Genomic DNA, 22,602 nt, shown 5'->3' on the forward strand with positions numbered 1-22,602 from the left:
TGCCCTCGCTCAGCGGCCCTTGAACCGCGGCGCGCGCTTCTCGCCGAAGGCAGCCCGACCTTCACGGTAGTCCTCGCTGGCGGCCGCCGCCGCGATCAAGGCATCTGCGTGCACGAGGTCGAGCGTGCCTGTTCCCATGGCCATGCCGTTCAGCAGCGCCTTGGCACCGGAGATCGTCAGCGGCGCGTTGTCGGCCAGAGACCGGGCAAACACACGGGCGTCGGCCATTGGATCCGCTACGCCAGACCCGCGGGTTTTAGCGCCTCCGATGAGTCGCTCGAGCCAACCTCTGGAGGTGCCTGCAGAGCCGGTGGCGATGTGATCGACGAACCCGATCTGAAGCGCTCGGTCTGCGTTGAAGCGTTGCGCGCCGAACAGGATCTTCTTTGCCTCGGGCAGGCCCACCAGAGCGAGGAGCTTTCGGGTTCCCTTGACGCCGTAGATGATGGAAAAACGTGCGGCAGGTATGCCAAAGACGGCCTCCGTCGAGGCATAGCGGAAGTCGCAGGACATGGCCAGGTGCGCACCGCCGCCCAGGCAGTAGCCGTTGAGAACGGCAATGGTCGGCTTGGACACGTTGGCGATGGCGTCGCAGCAGGCATCCACCGCCACTTCGTACTCGGTGGCCTGCGCGGCGTTCCCCCGGACTGCTTCGAACTCGGCGATGTCCGCGCCGGCACAGAAGTCGCTGCCGGCGCCGGTCAAGATAATCGCGCGGACCTCAGGGTTGCGGGCCAGCGCGCCGAAGATGATGGGGATCGCCTGCCACATCGCATATGTCATCGCGTTGCGGCTGTCGGGCCGGTTGAGCGTCACCACGGCGATCTGATCGGAGATCCAGACCTTGACCATCTCGGATGTCAGGACGTCCATTGCAGCGCTCGTCGACGCGGCAGAAGCAGGCGTCGCCCCCGCGGCAACTGGAGCTTTTGAGAGGGCGGCCTGGACCGATGGGGCAGCGGGCGCCACTGCAGGAGCAGGAGCGGCAGGCGGTGGCGGCGACGCCGGTCCAGCGGCGCACACCGGGGCGTCAAGCTGGCCCAGACCGGCCAGAGCCGACAGGTCGACGGCCGCCTGCGTTTGCGCGTGGGCGGCGGTGGCTGCGCGCGATGTCACCTGCTCGCTGAACAACTCGAAGAAGTCGTCGGCGGACTTGCGTGCGGCAGCATCTACCATCCGGGAGCCAAGTTGTGCGAGTTTGCCGCCCACTGTGGCTTTTACGGAGTAGCGCAACAGCGTCAGATTGGCGTCCAGCGCGTCGAGGTTCACCCCGATGTCCGCCTTCGCGAAACCAGCCGCTCCGCCAGAGCCCTCGCCCGTCAGCGTGTAGCTGCGCGGGGGCACGATGTTGGAAAGAGTCACCTTTCCGGCAAAGCGCGCCTTGATCGGACCGACCTTGGACACTACGGTCGCGCTCAGGGAGCCATCTTCGGCCTTCTCAAGGGATTCGCAGCCCGGGATGCTGGCGCGCAGGATCTCCGGGTCGTTCAGCGCCTCCCAAACGAGTTCTCGCGTTGCGCCCAAGCGGGCTTCGCCCAAGATCTCCATTTTCTCTGTCTCCTATTGCTCTTGAGCTACGAATTCCGTCCTCAGCCCACGAGGGACTGCAGGACGCCGCGCACGTCTGCCGGGATCGGAGTCGGACGGTTGCTCGTGCGCTCGACATACACATGGACGAACTCGCCGACGGCGGAGGCCGTGGGCTGATCGTTGCGGAACAGCGCAATCTCGTAGCGCACGCTGCTGTTACCGCAATGGACGATCTTCAAGCCGACATCAACGGTGTCGGGAAACCCGATCGAGGAGAAGTAGGTGCAACGGGTCTCGATGACCAGGCCGATTGCAGGACTGCCCGAGATGTCGAGAACACCTCGCTCGATGAGGTAGCGATTGACAGCCGTATCGAAGAACGCGTAGTACACGACGTTGTTCACGTGTCCGTACGAGTCGTTGTCGCCCCAGCGTGTGTCAATCCGCATGAAATGACGATAGCTGTCGCGGCTCGTCGGTCGGGCCTTTTCGCTCATAGTGCCTCCTCGTACAGGGCCACGGCGTCGGCCTCGGTGAGTTCACGCGGGTTGTTGACGAGCAGGCGGGTCTGCTTCATGGCGTCGATTGCCAGTTGAGCGATGTCTGCCTTCGCGATCCCGACGTCACGCAGCCGGGTCGGCAGGTTCAACTCGGCGGTCAGCTTGCCCAGGTAGTCTGCGAGGGCCGATGCTTTCTGCCGCTCGGTACCGGACACCTCCGGCATGATCACATCGCAGATCTGCGCGTACTGCTGAGTCGCCGCGTCCAGGTTGAAGCGCACCACAGGCGCGAGCACCAGCGCGTTCGACAGGCCGTGGGGCACGTGGAAGCGCGCGCCCACCGGGTACGCCAGTGCGTGCACCGCGGCCACGGGCGAGTTGGCGAAAGCGATGCCCGCCAGACAGGCACCCAGGAGCATGTCCTCTCGCGCTTTGACGTTCTTGCCCTCATGGCATGCCGGGTGCAGGCTGCCTGCGAGCAGCCGCAATGCGTCGCGAGCGAGACAATCGGAGATCGGATTCTTGAGACGCCGGCTCGTGTAAGCCTCGATGGCATGCACCATTGCATCGATGCCGGTGGCCGCGGTGACATGCGGCGGCAGCCCGAGGGTCAGCTCTGCGTCGAGCAGTGCCACATCCGGAAGCAGGAGTGGCGAGACAACGCCCTTCTTTTCACCAGGACCCGTGGTCACGATCGAAATGGGGGTGACCTCCGATCCCGTGCCTGCAGTCGTCGGAACCAGAATCAGCGGTAAGCGCGGGCCTTGGGCTTGATTCACGCCGTAAACCTGCGAGAGGGGCTCCTTGCTACGGGCGAGCAGGGCTGCCAGCTTCGCCGCATCCAGCGAGCTGCCGCCGCCGAAGCCGATGACGCACTCGGCATTGCAAGCAGACGCCGCTGCGGCAGCATCGACGATCACGGACTCCGGCGGATCGGCGACGACGTCGGAAAAGACGTGGTGTGCGACGCCGCAAGCGGAGAGACCTCTCAAGGTGCTGTCCAGCATGCCTGCGGCGAGTAGATCTCGGTCCGTCACGACAAGCACGCTCTTGAAGCCCATCGTGCTCACGCGTTCCCCGAGGCGCGTCGCGCCGCCCCTCATCACGCTCAAGGAACGCGCTGTGTTGAAGTCGAAATCTTGCATCGGAGGATTCTCAAAGCTGTTGACTTGCATTATTGGACGGACTATCCGGATTTGCAAGAGGAAAATCGACCGGTACGGGAAAACACGCCTGGGCTTAGACTGCGAACAACGCGGCGGCCGCATGCCGACACCCGCCTACCTCTTCTTCCACCCTATCCATGGCCATCCCGACCGCGCAGATCGCCCATTCCAAAGCTGCCCCGAAGCATTCCTCGCCTCCAGCACGCACGGTGACTGCGAATGGGGCTCCACGCGAGCGCAACTGCTCGGTAGGTAGAACCATCGATGTGATCGGTGACGGATGGAGCTTCATGATCCTGCGAGAGTGCTATTTCGGCGTTCGCCGCTTTGAGCGCTTCAAGGACATGCTGGGTCTGCCGCGCACGACCTTGACGGATCGTCTGCGCAAGCTGACGACACTTGGGCTGCTTCGCCAGGTGGCGTACTCCGAGCGGCCGGTTCGCTACGAATACCAGCTCACTCGCATGGGATTGGACCTGTACCCGGTCATGCTTGCGTTGATGACCTTCGGCGACCGCTGGCTCGCCGGACGCAAGGTCAAGCCCCTGCAGCTGATTCACGAGGGCTGCGGTCAGCCCTGTACTGCCGTGGTCGTTTGCTCCGCATGCAAAGAGGAGATCCTCGCTCGCGAGGTCACTTACCGCGACGGGCCGGGAGCCGGCAGTGGCCCGGTGCCGGACACGCGCACCAGTCGACGATCCACTGACCCTACCGCTTTGGAACGTCGTCGCCCCAGCTCGGTCGCAAGGGCGCTGCAGGTCATCGGCGACCGTTGGAGCTTCATGATCATTCGAGAAGCCTTCTTTCGCGTGCGTCGCTTCGATGATCTGCAGACTCGATTGGGCATCGCACCCAACATCCTGACGGATCGCCTGAACAGACTGGTTGCAGAGGGTGTCTTCCGACGCGTGAAGTACCAGGACGGTCCTGAGCGCTTCGAGTATCGATTCACCGACAAGGGTCGCGATCTCTTCGGCCCGATGTTGGCAATGCTGCGTTGGGGGGACACGTGGCTTGCAGGGGGCGAGCCACCATTGATCTTGACCCATACGACCTGCGGGAACGACTTCGTGCCGACCGTGGCGTGCGACCAGTGCCTCAAGGCCTTGAGCGCCGTCGACATGCGCTATCGGATGAACTACCGCGATCCTGCGGCGGCGTAGCGTCGCAGGACTCGGCGGCCGCAGGTGACGCGGCCGCTCTGCCTTCCTACTTCTTCACGAGCGGGCAAGAGCTCTCGGACAGCGGCCGGAAAGCCTCCTCCGCGGGGATCGTGGCCCGCAGCTTGTAGTAGTCCCACGGGTACTTCGACTCCGACGGCTTCTTCACCTCGTACACGTACATGTCGTGGACCATGCGACCGTCCTCGCGAATGCGGCCGTTGGTTGCAAAGAAGTCGTTGATCGGCATCGCCTTCATCTTGGCCATGACCGCGCCGGCCTCGTCTGTCCCCGCGGCCTGCACGGCATTCAGGTAGTGCATGGTCGAGGAGTAGTCGCCAGCGTCGCCCATATGCGGCATGCGCTTCATGCGCTCGAAGAAGCGCTTGGACCACGCGCGAGTTTTTTCGTCGCGATCCCAGTAGAAGCCGTCGGTCAGCAGCATGCCCTGGGCGGTTTCCAGACCCAGCGAGTGAACGTCGGTCAGCCAGACCAGCAAGCCGGCGATCGTTTGCTTTGCGCCGATGCCGAACTCATGCGCCGACTTGACCGCGTTAACGAACGAGGAGCCTGATCCTGCGATCGCTACCACCTTCGCCTTCGAGTCCTGGGCTCTGAGCAGGAACGACGAGTGGTCGCTTGTCTCCACGGGGTAGCGAACGTTGCCGACGACCCGGCCGTTGCGCGCCTTCAGGATAGCCGCGGTGTCCGCCTCCAGCGCCTGACCGAACGCGTAGTCCGCTGTCAGAAAGAACCACGTGTTGTCTCCCTTGTCGAGAAGCGCACGGGCGGTGCCGTTGGCCAACGCGTACGTGTCGTAGGCGTAGTGGATGCTGTTTGGTGTGCACGAGTCGTTCGTCAGCTTCGAACTGCCAGACCCGTTGACGATCGCAATGCGATTGCGGTCCTTGGCCACGTTGGCGACGCCCAATGCGATGGCCGAGTTGATCAGATTGGTGATCATGTCGACCTTCTGCGTGTCATACCACTCGCGCGCCTTCGCGAGTGCAACGTCGGGCTTGTTGAGGTGATCGGCGGAGATCACCTCGACAGGCGCGCCAAGGACCTTGCCCCCGAAGTCCTCGACGGCCATCTGCACCGCAGTGACCGAGCCCTTGCCCGACTCGTGCGAGAACTGGCCGGACATGTCGGTCAGCACGCCGATTCGTACGACGTTGTCCGAGATCTTGGCCTGGGCCCAGACAGTGGTGGAAAGCGCAGCTATAGCGACGGCCACGCTCGTGCGAATCATGCGGAAAATCTTCATAACGATCCTCTAGCTCAAGTGGGGAAAGAACAGGTGAAGCAGCAGCCCGGAGATGATCCATCAATGCAAGTGACTTGCATAGTCCAATATTGCAAGTCATGATCGGTGTTTTCCCCAGACGCACCTACACCAGGTTTGCGCACTTACGCAGGTGAGCGCGGGCCAGCCCCAGGATGCGCAACCCTCCGCCGCTGCCGCAGCGTTCCCCTCGCGTACGCTGCACTGCGTCCGCCCAGCAGCGCGGCGACGATCGGCACTTGGATATCCCCCGGGCGATCAGCGCGCGGCCCACGTCGCAAGGTGCCGAGCGACAACTTCAACCGATTCAGCTCGCATCCGTTCTCGCACAAGCATGCCGATCCAGTCCACGGAGCCAGGCACTGCCAGCGGCAGTCGCCGCAATTGGCCAGCATCCACGAACGGACTCACGTGGCTCTCCAGCCCGACATAGAGGAGCCGCAGCCGACATACCAGCGCGACGCTGACGCCCAGGGTCCGTGTACCGAAGCGCGCAACATTCGGACTCAGGTTCATCTGCTTGCACAACTCGACAAACGCGCGATGGGGCGGAGATTCCATCGGCGGCATGAGCCACGTCGCGTTGGCGCAGGCGCGCGGACTGAGCGTCCGACGCGCCGCGAGAGGGTCGTCACTTGCGCAATAGACGCCAAGGCTATCCTGCTTGAGTCCAACGAACGAATAGCCATCGGGCACGGCCACCGAAGCCCGGCACAACGCGATGTCTGCGCCGTCTTCGCTGCACAGCGACGGGATCTGCGAAGCATCGATCTCGCGATAGTCGATCCAGAGTTCCGGATGCGAAGCACACAGCGTAGGCAAGGCCGGCGCGACAACAGCCGTGCTTGCTGCGGCGATCCCGGCGATCCGGACCAATCCACTCGCCCCCTGACCCACATGGGCGGCATCACGAGCCAACATGTCGAACGAAGCAAGTGCTCGGTTCAGTGCCGGCATCAGCAAGGTCCCCTCACGGGTCAGGCGCACTCCGCGGGCATGCCGATCAAAAAGCGTGACGCCCAAGAGCCCTTCGAGGCGCGTCAGCGCCTGGGTGGCGGATGGCTGGCTCATGCCGAGAGCTTCAGCCGCTTTCTGGATGGCGCCGAGTTCCGCCATGCGCACGACGAGTTGCAACTGTCGGGGCCGTGCGTAGTGCAGCAGGCGACGTACCAGAGCAGTTGGAGCGTCAGAGACCGAGTTGACCATGACTTCTGAAGGTATTTGAATAGCCTATAGCTTAAGACCATTGGCATGTTGCTGCCTTGTTCGTAGACGTCAAGAATTTGGCCGCATCAGAGCAACCTCGCGGAGACAACCATGCGTTTCACTTCCCACCTTGCGCCTCGTCGCGCCTCTCGATCCCTTCGGTTGGCGGCCGCGATCTGTGCGGTCGCACTCGCACCGGGATTGGCCGCCGCACAGGCTTTTCCGGCCAAGCCGATCAGCCTCGTCGTGCCATTCCCGGCAGGTGGCGCCACGGATGCTGCCGCGCGATTGGTTGCCACGCACCTCGGTCAGGCGCTGGGACAATCGGTGGTCGTCGACAATGTTGCTGGGGCGTCGGGTGCCATCGCCGCGCAAAAAGTCGTACGTTCCACACCCGACGGCTACACGCTCCTGGCCGGAACGATCAACGAAGTGGTCCTCGCGCCGATCGTCAATCCCGGCACTGGTTACAAGCACCAGGATTTGGCACCGATCGGTGAAATCGGCGTCACGCCCTTCGTTCTCGTCGCCAATCCCAAGGTTCCGGCGAACCATATTGACGATCTGCTCACAGTGCTGCGCAAGAAACCGGGGTCATTCAACGTGGGCATCCCGGGACTGGGGACACTGCAGCACATTGCCGTGGCGATGCTGGCCAGCCAGGCAAAGGTCGATTGGGTCACGGTACCGTACAAGGGAGCGGCCCCGCTGAATGCCGACTTGCTGGGGGGGCAGATCGACCTGGCCGTGGTGACCCTGCCCTCCGCAATCGGGTATGTGCAGGACGGCAAGCTGAAGTCACTCGGCTTGATGAGCCTGCATCGGGACGATCGCTTCAAGGATCTGCCGACCATCAACGAAGGACGCGAGATCAAGGGCTTCACCACGGATGCCTGGCTGGGCCTCATGGCACCTTCGAAGACACCCTCGGCCGCGATCGAAAAAGTGAACGCTGCCCTCACGCAGAGTTTGAAGAAGCCCGAGGTGCGAGAGGGGCTGGCCAAACTCGGCTTTCGTGTCGAAGGCGGCTCACCCGCACAGTTCGCTCAACTGCTGGCACGCGAAGATGCGCGCTATCGACAAGTCGCATCGACTGTAAAGCTCGACCGTTGAACTCGGGGCTCTTTGCATGATCTGCCTTTCCGACGATGCTGCAGCCACACCGGCTGGCGATACCCTGCTTGAGATCTTTTCTGCGCGGTCCAGCATCAAGCACATCATGGCGTTCGAAGCCGCTTTGGCTCGGGTGCAGTCGCGGCACGGGTTGGTCCCCGAGGCGGCAGCCCGCGACATCAGCGCAAAGGCCGAGCTGGCTTTCTTCCCCGTCGACGAATGGGCGCGCCAGCGCGCGCGGGTCGGCCACCCGCTGGTGGCGATCCTCGAAGCCTGGACGACATGCCTAGATCCTGAAAGCCGCGAATGGTTGCACTTTGGCGCAACCACGGCGGACCTGTTCAATACCGTTCTGATCCTTCAGCTTCAACAGGCTGGCAACAAGCTGACGTCTCAGATGCGAGACATCGAGAGCCGCCTCGCCGAGCTGGCGACGGAGCATCGCGCGACCCCAATGGTTGCACGCACGCTCGGACGTCACGCACAGCCGTTCACCTTCGGCATGAAGGTCGCTACCTGGATCTCGGAGCACGGCCGCAGCATCGCGCGGATCCAGGCCTGGCTGACGCGCTACCGGACGGGCGTCCTGAGCGGTGCTGTCGGTACATACGCCGCCTTCGGTGAACAAGGCCCGGTGATCGAGCGCGAGGTCATGGCGGAGCTCGGCCTGGCCGAACCCGAGATCGTGGACTGGAAAGGCAGCCGTGATCGCTTCGCCGAATTCGGGTGCGCCGTAGCGCTTGCCGCAAGAACCTGCGGTCACGTGGCCCAGGAGATCTTCCTGCTGAGCGGTGATGATCTGGATGAAGTGCGTGAGGCCAACGGTGCCGTCGGATCATCGACCATGCCTCACAAGTCGAACCCCTCCTTGTGTATCGACGTTGTATCCCGTTCCCGCGAAGTGAGTGCGCGAGTGCAGCCTCTGCTGGAATGGATTTTCGTCGTCTACGAACGCGATTCATCGCAACACGGGGATGTGATGCGCGATATGTGCGTCGGGATGGGCGACCTGCTTTTCAATCTTCGGCTCTTGCTGGACGCACTCGTGGTGCTGCCGCAGAACATGGCCGCCAATCTCCAGCGCACGCAGGGCATGATCATGTCCGAGGCCATGACCTTCGCGCTGGCCGAACGCATGGGCAAGCACACGGCTCACGTCGAAATGCAACGGTTGACCCGAACCGCGAGAGAACGAGGGTGCTCGCTCCAACAAGCTGCAAGCGACAACGAGGCGATCCGGTCGCTGCTCGTCGACAGACCGGACCTGCTGGACGTGAGCCGATACGTCGGACGGGCGCCGCAGATCGCAGATGCGGCGGCGGCGACAGTTCACCGCTGACGATGGGCTCGCAGATCTCGATGGCGAGCCAGTGCTCCAGTTCGGCCATGGTCAACGCGGACCCGGCTTCGGCAGGATAGGCGCCCTTGTCGAGCGCCGCCGGAGTGCGCATTGAATTGCCTCAATCTCGTCACGCGGATGTCCACGTTTAACCAAACTAGCCCGCCGGTTCCTCCGCCAGCAACTCCACCGAGCGGAATACGCGCTTCATCCGCGGATCACCCGAGGCCAGGCAGGCGCGTGTCTGCTCCGTGAAATGCGCCAGGAACCGCGACGCGGCATGCGGCAGCGCCTCGTTGGCGCGACGCACCACGCCCACGCGGCCGGGGTGGAAGCGCTCGCGCAACTGCAACGGCACCAGCCCGCTGGTAGATGATTGACGCTTCTCAGCTACTTCGCTGCCGCGACCGCCTTGATCTCGCCTAGCAGATCGGGACGCGCCAGCGATGCAACACCGAGGATCGTCCAGGTCGGGAAGTCTCGGTTAATAAAGCGCTCCTTGATCTCACGGAAGGCAGTAAGTTGCTCGTCGATTCTGACGTGGTAACTCACGAGCTCGACCAAGTCCTCAAACCCAAGTTCCTGATGAGTGAGAATTGCGCCAAGGCGTTTGAATGCAAGTTCAATCTGCTCCTCAGCGCGCTTTGGAATAGAGCCATCCGATCGAATGCCGACTTGGCCGGCGATGAAGACAAGACCACCCGCGGTTACGGCGGGTGAGTATTGGAAATGGTCAAAAACCTTGTTGCCTCCGAACGTCGGATCACTCTCGGGTAGGCGCAATCGCTGTGTAGCAGTCATCTCTTATTTCTCCACGATGCTTGCGTATAGACCCTGACGGCTGCAAACCCGTTAGAGCTCCGCTCAGACCAACAAGTCAACAAGTGAACGGCGAGTTGTTGTATTCGGCAATACAACGCAGTAGGCGGAGCATTTCCACGGGCCGAATCCCGCCTCCACGTCTGTTCGCCCTGAGGAACGGTTGCACATCCTATTCTCGAAGGGTGAAAACCAAAGATAGATAAGAGATGGGTCGTTCCCTGAGAACCTCCGCACCGTGCAAAGCACGCGCGTCAAAGAGCAACGAATCGCCCGCCTTCACCTCCATGGTCCGACTGCCATAGCGATACTTCACCCGCCCAGAAAGCATGTAGATGAACTTGACCCCGGGATGTTGAAAGGTCGGATAGGGCTTTGCATCTTTTGAGAGCGTGATCAAGTACGGCTCAACGAACAGATTTCCCGACAGGAGATGTCCAAGAAGCTCATAGTGATAGCCCTGCACGGCATCGACACGTTCGATCTTCAGACCTTTGCCCGCTGGCACGTGCGATAGGTCAAGACGGCGGACCTGGTCGGCGAAGAATCGGGAGATCGGCACGTCGAGGACGGTTGCAATCTTGTCCAACACTTCGATGGAAGGGGAAACCAGGCCCCGCTCTATCCTCGACATCATCGACCGTGAAATACCGGCTCTTGTTGCCAAAGCACCGGCTGACATGTCAACGGCCGCTCGCTGGGCACGAATCTGAACGCCGACCTTTGCAGCAGTCGTGCTTCGCTTTGGTTCAGAGACAACCTTGGCGCCGGCCTTTGGCACTCGAACCTTCTTGCCGGTGGGGAATGGGGACGCCGTCTGCTTGGCCATGTTGCTGCTTTTTGACCTTTAAGAGCCGAAGCCTAGAACACTTGGCTAAGGAATCGCCTTACTCGCTCATCACCTTGTTCTCCAAAGAAGACGTCCGGGCGCTCCGTACTCACGATGCTACCCGCCTCCATGAAAACGACCTTGTCCGCCACGGCCTTGGCGAAACCCATCTCGTGAGTGATGCACACCATGGTCATGCCGTCCCGTGCCAGCATGATCATCGTGTCCAGGACCTCTTTGACCATTTCTGGGTCCAGCGCCGACGTGGCTTCGTCGAACAACATGACTGACGGATCGAGGCACAGCGCCCGCGCTATCGCCACCCGTTGCTGCTGTCCCCCCGATAGTTGCGATGGGTAGGACTGTGCCTTCTCCGACATTCGAACCTTTTCAAGATATGCCATGGCCCGGTCTTTCGCTTCTTCCTTGGACCTCCGTCGCACCCATTTTTGAGCGAGAGTGCAATTCTCCATCACTGTGAGGTGCGGAAACAGGTTGAACTGCTGAAACACCATTCCAACGTTGGCTCGGATTCTCTCGGCATGGCTGGCTCCTGGCGAGATTTCGATGCCATTGACCTTGACTTGCCCGCTTTGATATTCCTCTAGGCCACTGATGCACCTGGCCAGCGTAGACTTCCCCGATCCCGATGGCCCGCAAACCACCACGCGCTCACGCGAGTGGACGTCAAGGTGGATGTTCTTTAAGACATGAAGTGGTCCAAAGTGCTTGGAGATGCCGCTGATCGTTACGACCGCATCCCCTATCGAATGAGTGTTGGATGCCATGTCACACCATCTCTTGATAGATTGCAGCGGCCGGGCTGTCTCGCCAGGCGAGCAGCTTCCCCCCGCTCACCTTTGTTCGTCCATAGACGATCCAAGCATCGTCCACAGTGCCGATGAACTCATCGATTTGCAACAACTCGGGGTGCTTCTGCGCGATTGAAACGAAACCCAGACCTGCCTGATACTTACCCTCCAGCAGTCCGCGGCTGACCTCAGCAACGGTGTCGACGTACTGAATCCTTGCCCAGCGAGATGCATCGGTGTAGTCGAGGGTTGGCTTCATAACAGCGAGGGTATCTGGCCGAGTTGCATCCCGGCGATGAATAACCGCAAGGTCCTGGCTCGGAGAGATGAACGTATCTACGACAAACAGACCGTTGAGGTATTTGGCGACTGTTGCCATGGTCGCCGGATGAACGGCACACTGAATCAGAAAATCGGCGTCGCCATTCAGTACTGCCTTCGCCCCCTCCTCAAAATCGACAGCCAAGGCAACGGAAGCCTTGCCGGCAATGCCATGGAAGTCCAGGTAGTTCTGCGTCACGTGTTCGTGGTTGCTGCCAGTCGGGCCAAGGGTGATGAACTTCATAAATGCTTTCTGCGTTCAGTTTGAGTATTTGAAGGACGACTCCAGCCTGCGCATGACAAGCATCAAGCCGTAGTTGATAGCGAGGTAGACCAAGCCCGCACTCAAGAACACCTCATACGGCGCATAGGTCTCTGACGTCAGAAGGCGCGCAGTGCCCGTGAGGTCAAGCAACGTCACGGTGCTGGCCAGGGATGTCGCCTTGCAGGTGAGGATGATCTCGTTCCCAAAGGCCGGCAACGCTGCTCGTGCGGCCAACGGAAACTCGACAGTGAGGAAGGACTTGGTGCGTGAAAGCCCCAAGGTGAATGCTGCCTCCTTCATGCCCCGTGGAACGGCGGCTAGTGCTGCCGCGAGCGTCTTGCCAGTGTAGGCCGCGGAGTTCAGGCCAAGAGCGATGACGACACACCAGAACGGATTGCGAAACACCGGCCATAGAAACGACGATTGAATCCAGGCAAACTGGCTTGCTCCGAAATAGAGCAGGAAAACCTGAACCAGCGACGGAGTACCTCGGAAGAAGACCACGTACGCATTGGCCGCCGATCGCGCCCAAGCTAGCCGGGAGTTCTTGATCAATGCAAGGGGCAGCGCCAACGCCGACCCGAGCAAGATCACGAGGGCGGTCAGCTCAAGCGTCAGGAGCGCGCCCTTCAGCAGCGCAGGCAAGACGGACCAAACAATGGAAAGTTCGAACACGGTTCAGACTCTCACGTGGCGCGAGGAGCGAGCTTCAGCGCGCTCCAGCAGTAATGTGGCGAAGCCGGTGAGCACTAGGTAGATGCATGCCGCGGCGAGGTACATCGTGAAGGGCTGCCGAGTCGCACCCGAAGCTTCGGCCGCTTTGCGCATGAGCTCGTCGCATCCGACGATGGAAACAATGGACGTCTGCTTCAGCAGCACGATGGACTGGTTCCCAAAGGGCGCTAACGCTGTGCGGGCAGCCTGAGGGACCACGACAGTCCACATGGTCTGTGACTTAGACAGTCCAAGCATCCAGGCAGCCTCTCTTTGGCCGGTTCCCACGGAGAGCAGCGCGCCCCGAGCGATCTCGGCCGCATAGGCGCCAAAGGACAAGGCCAGAGCAAACACGCCAGCTGCGAACGCATTGATTTCTACATAGCGCCCGGTGATAGTCGCCAAGGTCAGAGATCCGCCGAAGTAGACCGCGAAAACCACCAACAGGTCGGGAACGCCGCGGACCACCGCTGCATACATGTACCCGATCCCTCGTAGAATCTTGTTCCGGCGCAGTTGAAGCCAGCAGCCGATAGCGCCAAAGAGGGACCCAACGATCAGCGCCGCAACTGCCAGCTGCACTGTCGCCAAGGCACCGAGCAGAAGCTGGCCGCCAAAACCCTGAAGGAGGTTCATCGAGTTCCCTGGCTCACATCAGTTTGAAGGGAAAGTACTTGGCGGTGATGCGGTCGTACGTGCCGTCAGCCCGAATCGCTGCCAAGGCGGCATTGATCTTCTCAAGCAGAGCTGTGTCGCCCTTTCGGACCGCAATGCCGTTTCCATCGCCCAGCAAGCCACCTTTCATCTCGGGTCCGACGAACGCAAAACTCGCTGCTTCGGGCGTCTTCAAGAAACCAACGAAGTAGGTCACCATGTTCCCGAAGATGTAATCAACACGGCCGGCCACGAGATCAAGTTCCGCGGCCTGCGGCGTGTCGTAAAACTTGAGGTCGGAGTCCTTGTAGTTCTGGCTAAGGAAGCCGGCCTGAATAGAGCCGCGCTGCACGCCGATGGTCTTGCCCTTCAGCGCGGTTGGAGACACGTCGGCCGGAGCGCCCTTTTTCGCGACGAAACGGGAAATCGTGTCCTTGTACTTGTCAGAGAAATCGACCTTCTGCTTTCGCTGGTCGGTGATCGCCATGCTCGCGATGATGATGTCGAACTTCCTTGCCACCAGGCCGGGAATGATTCCGTCCCAATCCTGAGAGATGATTTCGCATTTGGCCTTCATCTTCTCGCACAGGGCGTTGGCAATGTCCACATCCCAGCCTTGAAGGTTCCCTTGGGCATCTTTGAAGCTCCACGGAGGGTACGTCCCTTCAGTTGCAATGCGATAGCTTGCACTTTGAGCGTAGGAAGCTCCAACACAGCTTGCGCACAGTAATAGGGCGCAGGCAAATCGACGATTCATTCGGGCGAGTGTGGCGGCGAAGGCCATGGGGTACCTCGAGCAGTAGTAGTTTGGAGGCTCAATGATTTGGGTCTTTCACTAGGCAAACAAGTCTTGCGCGTCGTGCAAAACACCGTGTGCGCAAAGTTGCATGAGCCTCAAATGTGAGCCCGCCCTTGGCGTTGCATGGCATGCAACTTTGCTCATGACCGTTATGTGACGGCTATGAATAGAGGCGCCGCGCCTTCGATCGCACGCAGGCAGGGAGAACCCTAAGTCGCCAAGGCACTTGTCGCCCGCGCGGCTGCGGCTGCCGTGCATGCCAGGGCGTCTTCACTCCCCGGACTGCACGGATTCGGTGCAGAAAAAGAGAAGGCCCGACGCGGCTTCTGCGTCGCGCACTGGCGTCTAGAGGCTGCGGCGCGCAGCCTTCAACACGGCGGCGATCTGAAACGCCAACTCGAGGCTCTGGGCCCCATTGAGACGCGGGTCGCATGCGCTCCTTTATCGTATTGCCAGCACTTCGTTCGTGAGGGCTTGCGCACCCCGTGACACTCGATCACGTCCTGACCTGTCATTTTGAAATACAAGCCGGCAGGATACGTTCCTTCAACACGATGGGCATCGAAGAACTCGCGCACTTCGTCGAGGATTCGATCAAAGTCACGGGTCTTGAAGCCAGTGGATGAAGTAACCGTGTTCCTTCCCATGCATCGGATCGCAACACCAGACCGGCTTGCGCCCTGAAACCTTCATCGCTCTGAGTAAGGGCGAGAGTGCATCCCTCGCTTCTGCGCACCCAGGCATTTGCGCGACGACAGGCTTCCGTTCCTTCCGTTCCTTCCGTTCCTTCCGTTCCTTCCGTTCCTTCCGTTCCTTCCGTTCCTTCCGTTCCTTCCGGTTCGACCAGCATACCCCCGCTCAATTGACATCGAGGCACAAGTTGCAGTCCATGCAACTTGAATCGCTGCGATACGACGTAGGGGAGTAGTTGAGTTCCGAGGCAAGAATTGCCTGTCGCGAACGGATTGAACGCAGCAAGAGGTTCGAGAAAAATCGCCCGTATCAGCTCTGCTTTGCGAGCGGATGCCCGCGTACCCGGGTGAGCCATTGATTGGATTGTCTGACCCCAATGCATAGTCCATTTGGTTGCAACGGCTTACTTGATGCCGGCATTCGCAACGGATCAATCAACCCATCCAGCCTCCGCGAGAAGACGATGAACAAGCGCCTCCCGACTCTAACCTTTGCACTTCTAACCTCTATGCTCCCACTGAAGCCCCTCTTAGCCGGACCCGTCGGATACCTCGGCCCTGCTGGCTCCTGGACTCACCAGGCCTGTTTGGATCTGTTCGGTGAAAAGGAGTTGGTAGCGCTCTCCCGTGACGATCTTTTCAAGGGCTATTCAAGCGGCAAAGTCGAGCGCGCTTGCGTTCCGGTAACGACCTCCATCGTCGGTGTAACCCCCTACATGGATGCCGTGTTGGATTTGCCAGACGTGACCATCGTGGCCGAGTACCCAAAGATGCTGGGCTACAGCCTGCTGGCACGACCCGGCGCCAAGCGGGAAGACATCAAGGAAGTGTTGGCGCATCCCGTAGCCCTAGAAGAGGTCAAGCCATGGGTCGATCGGGAGATGCCCAACGTCAAGCGAGTCGAGGCAGCCAGCGGTGGGGAAGCCGCCAAGGCCGTGGCCGACAGTGCCACGTTGGACAAGGCGTCATTTGGACCCAAGGTTGGCGCGTCCATTTACAACCTGCAAGCTTTGGCGGAAGGTATCGAAGAGGGGCCGCACAACGTCACTCGTTGGTGGGTACTCGGCAGGTCGATGCCCACGCCCACCGGAAACGACAAGACGTCACTTTTGGTCAATGCCTCTGACGCAACCCTGAACGGGGTGATAAATTCCTTTGCCCAGGCCGGCCTACAGATCCTGACAATCTACGAACGGCCAAGCAAGAAGACACTCGACACCCACCGTTATCTCGTCGAGGTTGTCGGGCATTCGAGGCAGGGCAAACTCGCCGAGTTCCTGCAGACCCACCCCGATGTGCAAGTGCTGGGCTCATACCCGCGCAAGTAGACCGTTTGCCTTCCGGAGCGCTGAGCTCCAAGCGGGCTCAGAAGCAGCATCCGCTGCTCGTCGACAGACCGGACCTGCTGGACGTGAGCCGATACGTCGGACGGGCGCCGCAGATCGCAGATGCGGCGGCGGCGACAGTTCACCGCTGACGATGGGCTCGCAGATCTCGATGGCGAGCCAGTGCTCCAGTTCGGCCATGGTCAACGCGGACCCGGCTTCGGCAGGATAGGCGCCCTTGTCGAGCGCCGCCGGAGTGCGCATTGAATTGCCTCAATCTCGTCACGCGGATGTCCACGTTTAACCAAACTAGCCCGCCGGTTCCTCCGCCAGCAACTCCACCGAGCGGAATACGCGCTTCATCCGCGGATCACCCGAGGCCAGGCAGGCGCGTGTCTGCTCCGTGAAATGCGCCAGGAACCGCGACGCGGCATGCGGCAGCGCCTCGTTGGCGCGACGCACCACGCCCACGCGGCTGGGGTGGAAGCGCTCGCGCAGCTGCAGCGGCACCAGCCCGCTGTGGCGCCCTTCGGTTTCCACCAGGGGCCATGGGCACAGGCTCAGCATGTCCGTCTGCTGCACCAGCGTCATCGACAGGGCCGCCGAGTGCGCCAGGTGGATGCGGTGCCGCGGCGCCTCGTGGCCGTGCTGGCCGAACAGGTTGTCCATCACCGCGGCCCGCTCGCTCGGCGTGAAGTTCAGGATCCAGTCCTGGTCCAGCAGTTCGGCGATGGAGCGCGCGCCCGCGCGGGGGTGGTCCCTGCGTGCGACCACCGTGAGGTCGTAGGTGAACAGGACACTGGCCTGCAGACCTTCCATGGCCTCCGGCGGCGGGATGCGACCGATCATCAGGTCCAGACTGCCATCGCGCAGCAGCGGTAGGCTCAGCCGTGATAGGCCGTCGAAGAGTTCCAGCTGCACGTGTGGCAACTCCGCCCGGAACGGCGGCAGCACGTGCGCGAGGAGGGTCTGGCCGACCCAGGGCGTGATGCCCAGCGCGAGGTGCTGCGGCGAATCGGCGTCGCGGTGCCGCGCCAGCGCCTCCTCGGCGTGACGCAGTTGCGCCATCATGCGCTGCGCGTGTTCCAGCAGCTCCTGCCCGGCGGCGGTGAGTGAAATGCCGCCACTACCGCGCGTGAGCAGCGCGACCTGGCAGCCGGCCTCCAGCTCGCGCAGGCCCTGCGTCACCGTGGCTTGGGTGACGCCCAGCGACCGCGCAGCGGCGCGGATGCTGCCGTCGGCGGCAATGGCGATGAGATAGCGAAGCTGGTGGAGCTTCATCGGGGCATTATCGGCGAGCCCGACAGGCAGGGCCGCGCCGCGCATGGCGGCGCCTGTCTGCACCGGCGGCGGTGCGCTGCCTAGACTGACAGCATGACAGAGACGCTCCCGGCCGCTATCGCGGAAGAAATGGTGCAGTTGCGCCGCCATATCCACGCGCACCCCGAACTCGCTTACGAGGAATTCGCGACCAGCGATCTGGTGGCCGGCCGCCTCGCCGAATGGGGCTACGAGGTGCACCGGGGCTTGGCGGGCACGGGCGTGGTCGGCACGCTGAAGTTGGGCCAGGGAACGCGCCGGCTGGGCATCCGTGCCGACATGGACGCATTGCCGATCCACGAAGCGACGGGACTGCCTTACGCCAGCCGCCATGCGGGGAAGATGCACGCCTGCGGCCACGACGGCCATACCGCCATCCTGCTCGCCGCTGCGCGCTGCCTGGCGCAGGAGCGCGGATTCGACGGCACGCTGCACCTGATCTTCCAGCCGGCCGAGGAAGGCCTGGGCGGCGCGCGCCGCATGGTGGAGGAGGGGCTGTTCGAGAAGTTTCCCTGCGATGCCGTCTACGCACTGCACAACATGCCCGGCTTCCCGGCGGGCAAGTTCGGATTCCGAGAGGGCCAGTTCACAGCCTCGTCGGACTCCGTGATGATCAATGTCGTCGGCCGCGGCGGCCACGGCTCGACGCCGCACCTGGCGGCCGATCCGATCGTGGCGGCGGCGCACATCGTGCTGGCGCTCCAGACCATCGTCTCGCGCAACGTCGACCCGCGTGACACCGCGGTCATTTCGGTCGGCGCCATCCACGGCGGCGACGCACCCAACGTCATTCCCGGCACCGTGAGCCTGCGCCTGACGGTGCGCGCGTACCGGCCCGAGACCCGCGCGATGCTGCGCGAGCGCATCACCGAGCTCGTGCAGGCGCAGGCGGCCACGCTGGGCGTGCGCGCCGAGGTCGACTACCACTGGCGCTACCCGGCGGTCATCAACGATGCGGAATGCACGGGCCTCGCGCGCGAGGTGGTGCGCGACTGGCTGGGCGATGGCGCGCTGCTGCAAGAGCTGCAGCCCGTGACGGGCAGCGAGGACTTCTCCTTCATGCTGGAGCGCTGCCCCGGCAGCTACCTGATCGTGGGCAACGGCGAAGGCGACACGCATGGCACCGGCGGCTGCCAAGTGCACAACCCCGGCTACGACTTCAACGACGCCATCCTGCCCGTGGCCGCGGGCTTCTGGATCCGCTTGGCGCGGCGTTTCCTGGCACCGAAGGGCTGAAGCACATGGACTCGAATCTTTCCGCTCCCCTCTCGCGCCGCCACGCCCTGGCCACCATCGCGGCGTGCCTTGCCGGACCCGCGTTTGCCGACGCCTATCCCGCACGGCCCGTCAAGCTGGTGGTCGGCTATGCGCCCGGCGGTTCGGTGGACGTGATCGGGCGCATCGTGGCCAACGTGCTGGCGGCCAGTCTCCGGCAGGCGGTGGTCGTGGACAACCAGGCTGGCGCGGCAGGGGCCATCGGCGCGCAGCGCGTCGCTCTCGCGCCGGCGGACGGATACACGCTGCTGGCCGGCACCATCAACGAACTGGCTGCCACGCTGGCCGTGAACCCCGCGCAGAAGTATGACCCGCGCAAGGACTTCACACCGATTGCGCTGGTGGCCACCGCGCCCGTGCTGCTCGTTGCCAGCCCGCGCACCGGCGTGAAGAACCTGGACGAATTCTTCGCGCTGGTGAAGCGCAACCCCGGCAAGTACAGCTACGGCACCTCGGGCGTCGGCTCTCTGCAGCATTTCGCCGGCGAGCTGGTCAAGCAGCGCGCCGGCGTGTCGCTGGTGCACGTGCCCTATCGCAGCGGCTCGACGCTCACGACCGACCTGGTGGGTGGCGCGGTGGACTTCGCGGGGCTGTCGCCGACGGTGATCGCGCCTTTCCTGCAGGGCGGGCGCATCGTGCCGCTGGGCGTGACCTCCGCCACGCGCTGGCCCGGTCTGCCGCAGGTGCCCGCACTGGGTGAGCATCCGCTGCTCAAGGGCTACGACCTCTCGGGCTGGTTCGCGCTCGAGGGGCCGCGCAACCTGCCTCCCGACATCGTGCAGCGCCTGCGCGCGGCCTGGCAGGAGGGCCTGCAGGACCCGGCCGTGCGCAAGCGCCTGGAAGAGAACGGCGCGCTCGCCGCCCAGGGCAACGAGGACCTGGCGCAAATGACGCGCGACGACGTGGACCGATTCGCGGCACTGGCGAAGTTCGCGAACATCCGCGAATAGCGCTTGGCCGGCCACCGATCGCCTACCCCGATGACCGGCGCCTGGTTTCATGGGAATCGCGCCTGCGAGCAGGTCGCGGTGTCTTCGAACATCGCCTCTCAGGTCAGCTGAGCTCGGCGAGGGCTTCCTTGACACCCTCTTCTCGCAGCGGAAAGTCGGCTCCTTCCAGGTGCAGAGCGGCTTCAGCGAGGACCAGAGACGGGCATCCTTGTGAATTGCGCCGTCCCGCAACACCTTTTCAGAATGAAGCGCGCCTTTTCGCAAGGAAATTACAACGCTCCCTCATCGTGGACTCCACCACACTGAGGTTGGTCATGCCGGTCGCGTGACGCATTCGCCATGCGCGCGCGGCACGGCTCAGTCTTCGCGCCGGCGCCACTGGTGCCCGCTGAGGGCATCGCGCAATTCCCGGCTCGTGCGCGCCAGCAGTTGCTGGAGCTGGGCGAGGCGCGCAGTCTCCATGCGCGCGTTGGCCGCCGCGACCGTCACCGCGCCGATCACCTGGCCGAGACTGTCGAAGAACGGCATGCCCACCGCGGTCACGCCGGGATTCACCCGGTTGCGGATCACCGCATGGCCACGGCGCGTGGCCTCTTCCAGCGACTGCGCGAGCAGTTCGGGCGGGAAGCCCCAGTGCCGCTCGATCCTCGCGGTCACGTTCTCCAGGATGCCCTTCCGCTCGTCCGGCGGCAGGGCCGAGAGGATCGCGAGCCCGCCGGCGCCGAGCCCGAGCGGACGCCGGCTGCCGATGTGAAGCGTGACCACGCGCAGCGGCGTCGGGCCCTCGGCGACGTCGATGCACACCGCCTCGTCGCCGCTTCGCATGATGAGGTAGGCGGTCTCGCCCGCTTCGCGGGCCAACGCTTCGAGGGCCGGGCGAAGCAGGCCGCGGATGTCGAACTGCTGCGCCGCCGCGAGGCCGATCTCGTAGGCCAGCGGGCCGACGGTGTAGTGGCGGCTGGATTCGATGCGCATCGCCAGTCGCTCGTCCTGCAGCTGCTGCAGCAGGCGATGCATCGTGCTGTTGGGCAGGCCCGCGGCCTTGGCCAGGTCGGTCAGCGCGAGGCCGCGGCGCCCGGCGGTCGCCAGTAGCCGGAGCACCGCGGCGGCGCGGTGCAATGCGCCGTCACGGCTCGCTGCGGCTGCATCGTCGTGCGCCGCATCCGCATGCGATCGAGGGGCGCCCTCGCGGACGACGGAACGTGTGTCAGGTTGATGTGATGCCACGCGATTTGATCAGCTTGTCCCAGAAGCGCATCTCCTCGCGAATATAGCGGTCCATCTCGGCGGAATCGCTGGGCGTGGCTTCCATGCCCAGCTCCGCGAGCTTCTGCCGCACGGCGGCGAGCGCGAGCGCCTGCCGCATCTCGGCCGACAGCGCCGACACGATGTGGGGCGGCGTGCTCTTCGGCACCACCAGGCCCTGCCAGGCATAGATGCCGGACGGCGCGAAACCGAGTTCCTTCAGCGTGGGCACGTCGGGCAACTGCGCCATGCGCTGGTCGCCGGTCACCGCGAGCGGAACGAGCCGCCCATCCTTGATGAAGGGCAGCGACAGCGACGGCGAGATCACCGCCACCGGCAGCTGCTTGCCCGCGACATCCTGCATGGCCGGCGAATCGCCCTTGTACGGCACGTGCTGCGCCGTGATGCCGGCCGAAGACGCGAGCACCTCCATCGCCATGTGGTGCGGCGTGCCGACGCCGGCGGAGCCGTAGTTGAAGCTCTTGCCCTTGCGGGCATCGGCCACCAGTTGCTGGAGCGAGGTGATGCCGCTGCCTGGATGCGTCGCGACGATCAGCGGGAAGCGCGCCATCAGGCCCACCGGCACGAAGTCCGTGAGCGGGTTGTAGCGGACCTTGGGATAGATCGCGGGATTGAGCGCGAGGATCGCGATGTCGGCGGTCAACAGCGTGTAGCCGTCGGGCTCGGCGCGCGCGACGCTCTCCGCGGCGATCATGCCGGCGGCACCGGCCTTGTTGTCGACGATCACCTGCTGCCCGAACTGGGTCGACAGCTGTGCCGCCACCGTGCGTGCGAGCACGTCGGTGCCGCCGCCCGGCGGAAAGCCGACCACCCACTTCACGGTCTTGGTCGGGTAGCCCTGTGCGAGCGCCCAGGGGCTGAGCATCGCCAGCGTGGTGCCTGCGGCAAAGGTCCTGCGCGTCATGCGGGGAAGGGAAGCCATGAATGTCTCCTTTTGAGTTTGAACGAGGTCGTCAGGCGTGAGCAGGCACCGTATCGTTGTCGACGGGCAAGCCCGCGAACAGCGCGTCTCCAAGTTGCACGAGGAGCGCCTGCAGGCCGGCTGCATCACGGGCGATACCAAAGACGTAGCGGTCGGGCCGCACGATGACCGCCCGCGCGCCGAGCGCGTGAAGCCAGCGCCCGAAAACGCCATCGCGCTCGCGCACCGAGAGCACGCCCTGCGGCGCACGCTCCGCTTGCGTGGCCACGACGACATCGCGGCCGCCGATGCGCTTCCAGAGTCCGGCGGAAGCGGCATCGAACCATTCGCGAGTCTCCAG

General features: G+C 63.1%; 24 protein-coding genes and 1 pseudogene. 6 read left to right on the plus strand and 19 right to left on the minus strand.

Annotated elements, in window-relative coordinates; all coding sequences use genetic code 11:
* Positions 1-9: 9 nt before the first annotated feature.
* The 3 genes from WKW77_RS31240 to WKW77_RS31250 are packed head-to-tail and all read right to left on the minus strand — an operon-like array spanning position 10 to position 3,175.
* Positions 10-1,548 (minus strand): enoyl-CoA hydratase-related protein, encoded by a 1,539-nt coding sequence (locus WKW77_RS31240; protein ID WP_340360778.1) that lies wholly within the window; start codon positions 1,546-1,548, stop codon positions 10-12.
* Positions 1,549-1,589: 41 nt separating this feature from the next.
* A complete protein-coding gene (locus tag WKW77_RS31245) occupies positions 1,590-2,027 on the minus strand; it encodes an acyl-CoA thioesterase (protein WP_340360779.1) in 438 nt (145 codons plus the stop codon).
* Positions 2,024-3,175, minus strand: coding sequence for an iron-containing alcohol dehydrogenase (locus tag WKW77_RS31250; RefSeq protein WP_340360780.1), 1,152 nt, complete (start codon positions 3,173-3,175; stop codon positions 2,024-2,026). Before WKW77_RS31250 ends, WKW77_RS31245 begins: the two co-directional genes overlap by 4 nt.
* 158 nt (positions 3,176-3,333) lie before the next feature.
* On the opposite strand from WKW77_RS31250, the gene WKW77_RS31255 reads away from it, so the two are divergent.
* Entirely contained in the window at positions 3,334-4,359 is a 1,026-nt protein-coding gene (locus tag WKW77_RS31255; RefSeq protein ID WP_340360781.1) for a winged helix-turn-helix transcriptional regulator, read from the plus strand.
* A gap of 46 nt (positions 4,360-4,405) precedes the next feature.
* Here WKW77_RS31255 and WKW77_RS31260 read toward each other — a convergent pair whose 3' ends face one another.
* Together WKW77_RS31260 and WKW77_RS31265 are read right to left on the minus strand one after the other, a co-directional pair.
* Positions 4,406-5,608 (minus strand): ABC transporter substrate-binding protein, encoded by a 1,203-nt coding sequence (locus WKW77_RS31260; RefSeq protein ID WP_340360782.1) that lies wholly within the window; start codon positions 5,606-5,608, stop codon positions 4,406-4,408.
* A gap of 291 nt (positions 5,609-5,899) precedes the next feature.
* Positions 5,900-6,847, minus strand: a complete 948-nt coding sequence (locus WKW77_RS31265) for a LysR family transcriptional regulator (protein WP_340360783.1) — start codon at positions 6,845-6,847, stop codon at positions 5,900-5,902.
* A gap of 111 nt (positions 6,848-6,958) precedes the next feature.
* Between WKW77_RS31265 and WKW77_RS31270 the strand changes: the two genes are divergently transcribed.
* Together WKW77_RS31270 and WKW77_RS31275 are read left to right on the plus strand one after the other, a co-directional pair.
* Positions 6,959-7,960 (plus strand): Bug family tripartite tricarboxylate transporter substrate binding protein, encoded by a 1,002-nt coding sequence (locus WKW77_RS31270; RefSeq protein WP_340360784.1) that lies wholly within the window; start codon positions 6,959-6,961, stop codon positions 7,958-7,960.
* A gap of 16 nt (positions 7,961-7,976) precedes the next feature.
* Positions 7,977-9,299 (plus strand): lyase family protein, encoded by a 1,323-nt coding sequence (locus tag WKW77_RS31275; RefSeq protein ID WP_340360785.1) that lies wholly within the window; start codon positions 7,977-7,979, stop codon positions 9,297-9,299.
* Between the two features lie 157 nt (positions 9,300-9,456).
* On the opposite strand, the gene WKW77_RS31280 is transcribed toward WKW77_RS31275, so the two are convergent.
* The 10 genes from WKW77_RS31280 to WKW77_RS31320 form a co-directional block, all read right to left on the minus strand.
* Positions 9,457-9,657, minus strand: a complete 201-nt coding sequence (locus WKW77_RS31280) for a hypothetical protein (protein ID WP_340360786.1) — start codon at positions 9,655-9,657, stop codon at positions 9,457-9,459.
* A gap of 32 nt (positions 9,658-9,689) precedes the next feature.
* The gene (locus WKW77_RS31285) at positions 9,690-10,100 is read right to left on the minus strand and encodes a RidA family protein (RefSeq protein WP_340360787.1); all 411 of its coding nucleotides are present in this window, start codon (positions 10,098-10,100) and stop codon (positions 9,690-9,692) included.
* A 190-nt stretch (positions 10,101-10,290) separates the two neighbouring features.
* Positions 10,291-10,827, minus strand: a complete 537-nt coding sequence (locus WKW77_RS31290; RefSeq protein WP_340360801.1) for a helix-turn-helix domain-containing protein — start codon at positions 10,825-10,827, stop codon at positions 10,291-10,293.
* A 152-nt stretch (positions 10,828-10,979) separates the two neighbouring features.
* On the minus strand, positions 10,980-11,714 hold the full coding sequence (locus WKW77_RS31295; protein WP_340360802.1) for an amino acid ABC transporter ATP-binding protein: 735 nt from the start codon (positions 11,712-11,714) through the stop codon (positions 10,980-10,982).
* Between the two features lie 22 nt (positions 11,715-11,736).
* Positions 11,737-12,324: a hypothetical protein gene (locus WKW77_RS31300; RefSeq protein ID WP_340360788.1), complete on the minus strand. Its 588-nt coding sequence runs from the start codon at positions 12,322-12,324 to the stop codon at positions 11,737-11,739.
* A 15-nt stretch (positions 12,325-12,339) separates the two neighbouring features.
* The gene (locus tag WKW77_RS31305; protein ID WP_340360789.1) at positions 12,340-13,020 is read right to left on the minus strand and encodes an ABC transporter permease; all 681 of its coding nucleotides are present in this window, start codon (positions 13,018-13,020) and stop codon (positions 12,340-12,342) included.
* 3 nt (positions 13,021-13,023) lie between these two features.
* A complete protein-coding gene (locus WKW77_RS31310; protein WP_340360790.1) occupies positions 13,024-13,695 on the minus strand; it encodes an ABC transporter permease in 672 nt (223 codons plus the stop codon).
* A 13-nt stretch (positions 13,696-13,708) separates the two neighbouring features.
* Positions 13,709-14,497 (minus strand): ABC transporter substrate-binding protein, encoded by a 789-nt coding sequence (locus tag WKW77_RS31315; RefSeq protein ID WP_340360791.1) that lies wholly within the window; start codon positions 14,495-14,497, stop codon positions 13,709-13,711.
* 383 nt (positions 14,498-14,880) lie between these two features.
* Positions 14,881-15,102, minus strand: a complete 222-nt coding sequence (locus WKW77_RS35100; RefSeq protein WP_422823302.1) for a 3-deoxy-7-phosphoheptulonate synthase — start codon at positions 15,100-15,102, stop codon at positions 14,881-14,883.
* On the minus strand, positions 15,024-15,362 hold the full coding sequence (locus WKW77_RS31320) for a hypothetical protein (RefSeq protein WP_340360792.1): 339 nt from the start codon (positions 15,360-15,362) through the stop codon (positions 15,024-15,026). Before WKW77_RS31320 ends, WKW77_RS35100 begins: the two co-directional genes overlap by 79 nt.
* Positions 15,363-15,668: 306 nt before the next feature.
* Here WKW77_RS31320 and WKW77_RS31325 point away from each other — a divergent pair, with 306 nt between their 5' ends.
* The gene (locus tag WKW77_RS31325; protein ID WP_422823301.1) at positions 15,669-16,532 is read left to right on the plus strand and encodes a prephenate dehydratase; all 864 of its coding nucleotides are present in this window, start codon (positions 15,669-15,671) and stop codon (positions 16,530-16,532) included.
* Between the two features lie 306 nt (positions 16,533-16,838).
* Here the strand turns inward: WKW77_RS31325 and WKW77_RS31330 are convergent, their stop codons facing one another.
* Positions 16,839-17,810 carry a LysR family transcriptional regulator gene (locus WKW77_RS31330; protein WP_340360793.1) on the minus strand — a complete coding sequence of 324 codons (972 nt, stop codon included), beginning with the start codon at positions 17,808-17,810 and terminating at the stop codon, positions 16,839-16,841.
* 93 nt (positions 17,811-17,903) lie between these two features.
* Between WKW77_RS31330 and WKW77_RS31335 the strand changes: the two genes are divergently transcribed.
* Positions 17,904-19,085: a M20 aminoacylase family protein gene (locus WKW77_RS31335; RefSeq protein WP_340360794.1), complete on the plus strand. Its 1,182-nt coding sequence runs from the start codon at positions 17,904-17,906 to the stop codon at positions 19,083-19,085.
* Between the two features lie 5 nt (positions 19,086-19,090).
* On the plus strand, positions 19,091-20,074 hold the full coding sequence (locus WKW77_RS31340; RefSeq protein ID WP_340360795.1) for a Bug family tripartite tricarboxylate transporter substrate binding protein: 984 nt from the start codon (positions 19,091-19,093) through the stop codon (positions 20,072-20,074).
* 357 nt (positions 20,075-20,431) lie between these two features.
* Here the strand turns inward: WKW77_RS31340 and WKW77_RS31345 are convergent, their stop codons facing one another.
* The 3 genes and pseudogenes from WKW77_RS31345 to WKW77_RS31355 form a co-directional block, all read right to left on the minus strand.
* Positions 20,432-21,301 carry an IclR family transcriptional regulator gene (locus tag WKW77_RS31345; RefSeq protein WP_340360796.1) on the minus strand — a complete coding sequence of 290 codons (870 nt, stop codon included), beginning with the start codon at positions 21,299-21,301 and terminating at the stop codon, positions 20,432-20,434.
* A complete protein-coding gene (locus tag WKW77_RS31350) occupies positions 21,282-22,262 on the minus strand; it encodes a Bug family tripartite tricarboxylate transporter substrate binding protein (RefSeq protein ID WP_340360797.1) in 981 nt (326 codons plus the stop codon). The genes WKW77_RS31345 and WKW77_RS31350 overlap by 20 nt, the downstream gene beginning before the upstream one ends.
* Before the next feature lie 31 nt (positions 22,263-22,293).
* Positions 22,294-22,602: pseudogene (locus WKW77_RS31355) on the minus strand (hypothetical protein); the annotation flags it as partial.

The sequence above is a fragment of the Variovorax ureilyticus genome (assembly GCF_037889935.1).
Classification (GTDB): domain Bacteria; phylum Pseudomonadota; class Gammaproteobacteria; order Burkholderiales; family Burkholderiaceae_C; genus Variovorax; species Variovorax ureilyticus.